General features: G+C 43.0%; 5 protein-coding genes and 1 pseudogene. 2 read left to right on the top strand and 4 right to left on the bottom strand.

Annotated features, from left to right (window positions below):
- Positions 1-784: 784 nt before the first annotated feature.
- Together CIK99_RS15865 and CIK99_RS02270 are read right to left on the bottom strand one after the other, a co-directional pair.
- Positions 785-907, bottom strand: coding sequence for a hypothetical protein (locus tag CIK99_RS15865; protein WP_256387382.1), 123 nt, complete (start codon positions 905-907; stop codon positions 785-787).
- Between the two features lie 11 nt (positions 908-918).
- Complete coding sequence (locus CIK99_RS02270) at positions 919-3063, bottom strand: leucine-rich repeat protein (RefSeq protein ID WP_094379357.1); 2145 nt, start codon at positions 3061-3063, stop codon at positions 919-921.
- 618 nt (positions 3064-3681) lie between these two features.
- Between CIK99_RS02270 and CIK99_RS02265 the strand changes: the two genes are divergently transcribed.
- Positions 3682-4020, top strand: coding sequence for a hypothetical protein (locus CIK99_RS02265; protein ID WP_094379355.1), 339 nt, complete (start codon positions 3682-3684; stop codon positions 4018-4020).
- Between the two features lie 169 nt (positions 4021-4189).
- Positions 4190-4734: pseudogene (rhuM, locus tag CIK99_RS02260) on the top strand (RhuM family protein).
- Positions 4735-5165: 431 nt separating this feature from the next.
- Here rhuM and CIK99_RS15125 read toward each other — a convergent pair.
- Together CIK99_RS15125 and CIK99_RS02255 are read right to left on the bottom strand one after the other, a co-directional pair.
- Positions 5166-5306, bottom strand: a complete 141-nt coding sequence (locus CIK99_RS15125; protein ID WP_158215875.1) for a hypothetical protein — start codon at positions 5304-5306, stop codon at positions 5166-5168.
- Between the two features lie 21 nt (positions 5307-5327).
- Entirely contained in the window at positions 5328-7451 is a 2124-nt protein-coding gene (locus tag CIK99_RS02255) for a BspA family leucine-rich repeat surface protein (protein ID WP_094379353.1), read from the bottom strand.
- Between the last annotated feature and the right edge of the window lie 370 nt (positions 7452-7821).

Here is a 7821-nt window from a genome sequence, read left to right as displayed (position 1 = left end):
TTGGTGCTTCCTGTCAAAATCTGTGTTGGCTCAGTCTCATATACCTTCATCGAAGGTGCCACGTAGTGTTTCTTGTTTCTTTCTTCCATAAACTATTTTATTTTTTAATTTGTTATTGAAATCTTATAATTTGTCATATAGGGTAATGTATATGGTTGGCAATGCTGTCATACTGCAAAATTACACATTTTATTTCATATAAGCATCAAAATCATCAGAAAATTATTCAATATGCTGACAATTTAACAATTATACACACCATTCCGCACTATTTCGGGTGCAAAACTAAGAGAATCACGAGGGACAGGTACATCGACACGAAAGAGTAAACCGACGAACCTGTCCCTTTAGATTAAAATACCTCGTGTAAGACCGCACCCCCTGGATATGTATTTCCCCGCAGGCGTTTGCGGCGGTTTTTGTGGCGCAGCCCCCGCCGATGTAGGGTCTTACCTCGTGTAAGACCGCAACCCGTATATGTTATTTCCCCGCAGGCGTTTGCGGCGGGCGTTTGCGGCGGGCGGTCTTACACGAGGTAAGACCCTACATCGGCAGGCGTTGGCGCAATCTTTCATTGTGCATTACTTTAAAATAAAACTGTTTAACTGTTTAACTGTTTTCTGTTTTACTTTCTTGAATCATCGGGGACAGGTTCATCGACCCTAAAGAGTGAACCAACGTACCTCTCCTTATGACCCTCCGCAAACACAATGAAGGCTGCAAATGGCATTTACTATGCCGCTTGCAGCCTTCAAATGTTATTGAAATAGATAATTATCCTATATTACCACATGCCTTCGTTGTTGTCATAAGGCACATTAGAATTAATATCTGGCGACCCTACCAACAACTGTGGAGTTTCAATTTCATAAACCTTCATCTCTGGCTTAATATATTTTTTCTTCATGTCTCTATGTTTTATTTGATTACCACTTTTTTGTTATTCTTGATGTAGAGTCCCTTCACGGGGGCAGTCACCTGCTGGCCCTGGAGGTTGTAGATGCGGCCATCGGCATTGGCAGAGCCACTTATGCCTGCATCACCCTCGATGACAATCTCTCCGATGCCGGTTGTCTCGTCATCGCCGGGGAAGACGAAGCCTCGGGCTGGCGCTGCATTGGCGGTAGTTGTGGCAGCCTCGGTAGATACTTTGAGATATGCCTTTCCCGGAGTGGCCTTAAGCTTTTTGCCAAGTGAGGTTTCATCAACTTTACCATTCTCATCTTTTACCAAACTAAGATAGAAACCGAGGCCAGTCTTGCTTTCAACATCATTGTAGGTCAGGCGGTAGAGCTTATAACCGTCGTCGGCAGTTTTCGTCTGAGCTACGGATGGTGTAGCAACAAGGTCGGTATTTACAGTTGCGTTCAACTTGTCGGTGATAGCTGTTGCGCGGACCTTAGCACCATTGCTCCATACGAGCACGCCCTCACCAAGTGCCACGTTGCAGCCTGTGCGCTCTATCAGTGTCAACACGCCGCCGCTCACCTTTGCGTCATACACCTTCAGGCTTGTGCCGTCCACTGTGCTCAGTCGTGCGGCAGAACTCATGTTGCTGTATGTACCCCAATAGTCGGTTGAGCCGCTGTTGGCTGCAAGGGTGATGTCGGTAGAGGCAGGTCTCATTTGGGCGGTGATGTCTGCCCAGATAGTGCCCTCACCATGATAGCGGTCGCCGGTGGCTAATTGAGTTTCTGACTGTTTAATCTCACCATAAATATTTCCATTATTTAAAATATATTTGAAACTGCTATATCCCGAAATTGTGTAATACCAGAAATTCTCGCTATTGATGGTGGTCGATTCTGTCATCTTAGTGCCTGGGAAGCTTCCTGCAGGGTTAATCCTATTTCCTGACTCATCTACTACTATCCTTGCATATATATACGGAGCTTCCGCGCCCTTCACATAGATAGTGATATCCTTGGCTGGGGCAGGCTCATCAGTTTCTCCTCCTTCTTCGGGATTATCCCCGCCACCGCTGCCGTTGATGACTTCATCGGTAATGTCGCCCCATGGCGCAGTATCATGATAGCGGTTGTCGGTGGCAGTAAATTCGCCTGACTGGGACTGTTCGCTGCCCGAATTTAGACGATAACTAATACTCTCATAGCCCTTGATGTTGTAGAACCAGAATTTCTCGTCGTTGACACTGGTCCACTGAGTCATCTGAGTGCCGGGAAACGCGCCTGACAATTTGTTCTCTCCGCTGTAGGCATAGATATAAGGTGCAGTTTCGCCCTTTGCATATATGGTGATGCCGCCGGAGGGAACAGGGTCAGCCCCGATGGCAGATATGTCCATCTTTGAGTAGCTTGCCGCCCATACCGACTGATAATTTGTCACCGTATTGTATGGCACATGGATGGTATAGTTGACATCGCTATCAAAACATCTATCACTCAATGTGGGAGGCACTGAGGCATGGCAGGTAATATCGGAAATTGAACATTTGTAGAATGCTTGATATCCTATGCTTGTGATATCGGCACTGAGAGTGAGGGAGCCTGTCAGTTTTGTGCAAGAGGTGAATGCTGCTTCATCGATATATGAAATTGTGCCGCCGAGTGAACTAAGACCTTTGCAACCGAAAAATGCCCCACTGCCAATATGAACATTTTGGAGGTTGGTGAATTTGAGGGTGAGCTGGTCATTATAGCAATTGTTGAAGGCACTTAATCCAATCTTCTGTATAGGATCATTGATAGTAATATCTCCTGTAAGGTTATTACATGAATAAAACGCTTTATTACCAATTTCAATAATAGTCCCAGGCATACTGATGCCCGTGAGCGTAGAATTTTTAGAAAACACATAGTTCATAATCTTAGTTACGGTGTAGGTATTTGTACCGTCGGAGACCGTTTGGGGGATGGCGACATTACCTCCATTTCCGCTGTAGGATTTCACACCCACTGTCTTGTCGTCTGCCGAAATGACTTCGTAGGTGAAGTCTCCCGACGTGATAGTAGTTTGTGCCGCAGCCTTGAGCGGCATCACCATTGCCGTCACGAGCAGAAGCATCGTGACGAGCCATCTTAATTGTGTAAGTTTCTTTTTCATACTATACTTTGTTTATTATTTTGTTATTGCAATGATAAAGCATTTTGAATGTTTTGTCTGAAACGCACAAAGCCTTCCGCCGGTGCCTTTGTCTGACACCTGCGGAAGGCTCTGTGTATGATGTTATATGTCGCTGACGTTGCTGTGTCATAGCAAGTACCCCCTAAATCATTATGAGTCAGGCGGTCATGGGTAATGTATATGGTTGGCATCACTATCATACGTAGCTAATATTAACTAATTTAATCATGCTTTTTCTTTACAGAGGTGTATCAGATACAACATCTGCGCTGCGAAGATACACATTTTATTTCATATAAGCATCAACATCATCAAATAATTATTCAATATTCTGACAATTTAACAATTACGCATAAATTTTATCCACAGATTGATACAGATTGATAATTATAATTGGATTTCCACAGATGATATTGAACTTATTCTTGAAACATTTTGTTGACATCATTTGGAGGAACAATGGATTCAAAAACTATTTGATAGCATAAGAAGTTTTTTAAGCCTTGTTATGTAATAAAAAATCCTAATATGCAAAATTTCTGTGGATTTTCTTGCATCTTTCCCGGAAAAATTGTATTTTTGCAGCAAACATAAATTATGTGGTATGAAAGGAATAGAAGAAAGAGAGGTAGGGTCATGGGGACAGGTACATTGGTTCATGGAAATATTTGGTGGGTGAGTTGGAACGACTTTATGGGTCTGCCACATCCAGATTTTTGTTGGGAAACAGAGAATGGTACAGTGCTTGTTGATTTCAAGACATGCCCTAAGGGAAAGACCGCCATATTGGACAGTAATGGCAAATTCTATGCAGGACATTATCAACCTCAATTTGAATGTTATGCCCATGCACTTAAAGCAGCTGAAATAATAGTTTTGGCACAACTGTTGTATTATCCTGTCAGTGGATTGCTTATAGAATTACATTATGAATAAGCAATGAGTCAGCTTTGCCCCCTGTATTTTGAAATGGACGATGGCGGACCTGTTTGTCAGAACATTTTGGAGTTTGAAGCTGGAGAAATGTTTAGTTTTCGATATGCAAAAGCAATAGAATTGGATATAAAAGATAAGATAGAATAACCATCATTTTTATAATTGGATTATGCAACAAAAAGAGAATAAAATACTCATCTATCAAGATGACAATGGTATTACCAAGGTGAACGTACGGTTTTCTGATGAAGACGTATGGCTCACGCAGGCACAGCTTGCGGAGATATATGATACTACGCAAGAGAATATATCAATGCACATTAAAAACATATACAAAGACGCTGAATTACAGGAAGATCGAACTTATAAGGATTTCTTATTAGTTCGCCAAGAGGGCAAACGTAGCGTTCAACGCAACATTGCACATTTACGGAACAGGAACTGAAAAGACTGAACCTGTTGGTGTCCCAATTCCTTGACTACGCTGAATTTCAGGCATTGGAAATGCAGGAAATGAGAATGGCCGACTGGGTGTCAGCACTCGACAACCAGATAATCATGCTAAAGAGGAAATTGCTGGAAGGTAAAGGGCACATCTCTCATAAACAGGCCATGGAAAAGGCTGAAAAGGAGTTCCAAATCTACCGCCAGAGAGAAATGGCACAGCTTGAAAGCGACTTTGACAGAATGATGAAACAGTTGCCGAAAAAATAAAAATATTAGGGACAGGGGACAGGGACCATGTTCAAATATGAGTTTATTATTCAACAGGGAAGTCTATAGCAGGAACGTACGCTGAGTGATGTCACTCTTGAACTAAATCGCAGACGAACAAAAAGAAGAGGCAACTGAGTTGCCTCTTCTTTTATGTGACAGTTGAATGTGATTTCCCCGCGGGCGTTTGCGGCGGGCGTCGTGGCGCAGCCCCCGCCGATGTAGGGTCTTACCTCGTGTAAGACCGCAACCCGTATATGTTATTTCCCCGCGGGCGTTTGCGGCGGGCGGTCTTACACGAGGTAAGACCCTACAACGGCGGACATTTGCGGCGGACATTTGCGACAGGCGTTTGCATCGGGACGGTAGCCAGCGTTTGGATTACCCCTTGTGGGGTCTCCGTGATCCAATCCCCCATTGTCGGGATGATGTCAGTCGCCGTAGTATTCACTGCCGGTTAAACCGTTGTAATCACCATCCAACGCCATTTGTATTGACGACCCCGCGAGGATAACACTGGGAGTGATGTCATACACTGTTATTGTGGGACGCATATACTTTTTCTTTTCCATATTTACTAATGTCGTAATGAGTTATTTGATGATTAATTTGATAGTCTTGTTGCCACGGCGCACGATGTTCACGCCTTTTACGGGAGCGTCGATTCGGCGGCCGTTGATGTCGTAGTATTCAGCATCGTCGGTGGCCACAGAGTTAAGCAGGTCGATGGCAGTCGTTCCTTCTTCGCCACCATGGCCGATGGAGAATGCCCTGGCACTCGATGTTTGAGCAGGAGCAGTCAAAGTCATATATCCGCGGAAGGGCTTGACGCTAACACCCGTCACTCCTGGAGTTGTGAGCATCCTTGCAGGATTCATCAGTTTGTCTTTCAGCAGGATGAAGGCATTGTTGTCTTCCGAAGAGAAAGTCTTCGTCTGATATGTGCCGCAGAGCTGCAGAGAGCCGTCAGGGCCATTGACTGCCGTGCCATCAACAGGCGCTTTTACTATATCAGCCTTGTTCGCAGAGATATTGATCTTCTTTTCCTCGTTATTCACGACATCCTTAAACTTGAAGAGCACTGGCGTTCCAGCAGCAATCTCTCCCGTCATTTCCTCAATCTCCACAGCATCAGCAGATGCGCCCTTAAGCTGATATGCAGTAAAATTATCCGGGGTATATGCAAATGGCAGGCAGAGTGAGAACCATGTTGATTTTGATGACGAGAGGTCGCGGGAATAAGTAGCCGTGTTAGCCGTGAAAGGCGCATGAGCCACGAAATCCTTTTCTCCTGACAGGTCAAGAATATCAGTCGTCAATTGTTCTCCGCATAATTCCACCTTATTTTCGCCCAATGTGAAATATGTCTTGAAATAGCCAGATCTATAGTTGGCCATGGATTGTTTTGTTTTACCAGAATTGTATGGAGCAGCTCCTACGAGATTTGTGCAATCTTTAAACATAAAAGAACCACTAGTGCCATCGCTTGTGGTAAAATCATCGCTGACATAAATTGTCGTGAGACCTGAGCAGCCATTGAACATGTAGCTCATATTCGTCACATTGGCTGTATTGAAACTTGAAAGGTCAAGAGATTTGAGTTTTTTGCAGTCTTTGAACATATATATCATATCCGTCACATTGGAGGTATCGAAGCTTGAAAGATTGAGAGATTTGAGACGTGAGCAGTTATAGAACATATAACTCATAATCGTCACATTGGAGGTATTGAAGTTTGAAAGGTCAAGAGATGTGAGACGTGAGCAGCCATTGAACATGTAGCTCATATACGTCACATTGGCTGTTTTGAAACTTGAAAGGTCAAGAGATTTGAGGCCTGAGCAGCCATTGAACATGCGGGTCATATTCTTCACATTGGATGTATCGAAGTTTGAAAGGGCAAGAGAGGAAAGGCCTGAGCAGCTGCTGAACATAGAACCCATATCCGTCACATTGGCGGTATTGAAGTTTGAAAGTTTAAGAGATGTGAGACTTGAGCAGCCATAGAACATAAAACTCATATCCGTCACATTGGCTGTATTGAAGCTTGAAAGAATGATAGATGTGAGACTTGAGCAGTCTCCGAACATAGAACCCATATCCGTCACATTGGCGGTATTGAAGTTTGAAAGTTTAAGAGATGTGAGTTTTTTGCAGCCATCGAACATATTACTCATAGTCGTCACATTGGCTGTATTGAAGCTTGAAAGAATGAGAGATTCGAGACTTTGGCAGTCATAGAACATAACACCCATGTTCGTCACATTGGCTGTATTGAAGTTTGAAAGGTCAAGAGATTTGAGTTTTTTGCAGGCACGGAACATGTTCATCATATTCGTCACTTCCTCAGTGTTGAGATTCTCGATGTTTTTAATAGATGTCAATTTGCTACAACTATAGAACCATTTATAGCATGAAGTCGGCCGTGCATTTTTGAATGATTCATCAAAGACAACTGTCGTAATGGAATTATTATATGTTGCTAACCATCCTGGAGAAGTTTTAGGATCGGTAGGATCGGTAGGAACATCATATACCTTTTCGGTATCAGTACCCTCTGGTTTGTTGCCATACATGAACGTCAGCGTTTTTGTTTCGGTATTGAACACTGTGTACATTACTTGTGCCCACGTTGATATAGGCATCACCATAGTCATCGCGAGCATCATCATCGTGACGAGCCATCTTAATTGTTTGGTTTTTCTTTTCTTTGTCATAATACGTTATCTATTTGATTTATGATTTCAGGGTGCGAAATTAGTGATTTTTATTTGTATATAGTAACAAACGGATAATATTTTAAACATTTTTAAATAAATATCATCGGCAATTAAGAATCATAGGGGACAGGTTCATGAAGTGAACCCACAAAGTTGGATGGGTTCACTTCAGTACATTAATGGAAATATTTGGTGGGTGAGTTGGAACGACTTTATGGGTCTGCCACATTCAGACTTTTGTTAAAGCAGCTGAAATAATAGTTTTGGCACAACTGTTGTATTATCCTGTCAGTGGATTGCTTATAGAATTACATTATGAATAAGCAATGAGTCAGCTTTGCCCCCTGTATTTTGAAATGGACGATGG

It is taken from the genome of Prevotella sp. P5-92 (assembly GCF_002251245.1).
Lineage (GTDB): Bacteria > Bacteroidota > Bacteroidia > Bacteroidales > Bacteroidaceae > Prevotella.
This window is presented reverse-complemented; position numbering and strand designations above follow the sequence as displayed.